Raw genomic sequence first — 949 nt, 5'->3', positions numbered from 1 at the left:
CAGGAAGGCTTTGCGGCGAAGACCGCAGCTGTCCAGCAATGTCAGGACCCGCGCGGTTTCCGATGGCAGCGGCTCGATCGAGGGAACCCGCACGCGCAGATCTTCCCCTAGCGCCTCCAGCGGAGAAAGATAGCGATAAAGGAAATGCCTCTCGCCATAGCCGAAGGGCTTGGCCCTGACGTTTGCGGATTGGCGCTCGAACCGGCCCAATCGCCTCTCGGTCGGGAAATAGCCAACGCGGATCCTGGCGTTGAGCGCCATGGCGACGAAGTGCGTCGTTTTTGAATCGGTCAAGTCGATGGTCATATCGCAAGCCAAACGACGCAGCTTTCGCAATACGTGGTAGAGTTCCAGGCCGCGCTGCATTACCGTGCCACGCGCGCTCGAGCGCTTGAAAGCTACGGTCTCATCTGCGATCCCGTGAGCAGTCAGGAAGCCTGCGAAGCGAGCCTCGCACAGGAAGACAATTCTGGCCTCCGGATAGGCGATCCTCAGATTCTTCGCCAGCGTCGAGGCAAGAACCAGATCGCCGATATATTTCGTTTGCAGAATCAGGATCGACCGGACGCCTGCGAAGGGCCCCTGCAACATCCGTGTCCGGGCACCAGAACTGAGTTGAGACGTCGACATCCGGGGCCGCCACGCGCATGTTTCACGTGGCCCTCATATACAAGACGACAAGGTCGTGGGCCAGAGTGACTTGCACGTGCCGGCAGATCGTTTCACGGTCATGGAAATAGTGAAATTCCGGATTTCGCTGTTTGCAATGCGGACGACGACGGCACGAGAATCTCCCCGCGTGTCAGACCGCGGCTTCCAGGACCGCCTCGGTACGCGCCAGGAGCTCCAGCACCGCCTCGACCACCGGATCAACCTCCAGGCGCCAGACGCAGCAGGCCTTGCTCGGATCGGTCCGGCTGCACAGGTCGCCGCCGACGCAGTCGCAGGG

The 949-nt window shown here is 61.1% G+C and carries 1 pseudogene; it reads right to left on the bottom strand.

The window, feature by feature from the left end:
* A pseudogene (locus EOA27_RS41305) lies at window positions 1–630 on the bottom strand (glycosyltransferase family 9 protein); the annotation flags it as partial.
* Between the last annotated feature and the right edge of the window lie 319 nt (window positions 631–949).

The sequence above is a fragment of the Mesorhizobium sp. M2A.F.Ca.ET.037.01.1.1 genome (assembly GCF_003998075.1).
In the GTDB taxonomy this organism is placed as follows: Bacteria; Pseudomonadota; Alphaproteobacteria; order Rhizobiales; family Rhizobiaceae; genus Mesorhizobium.
The sequence above is the reverse complement of the archived record's forward strand: the minus strand, read 5'-3'. Positions and strand labels throughout refer to the sequence as shown.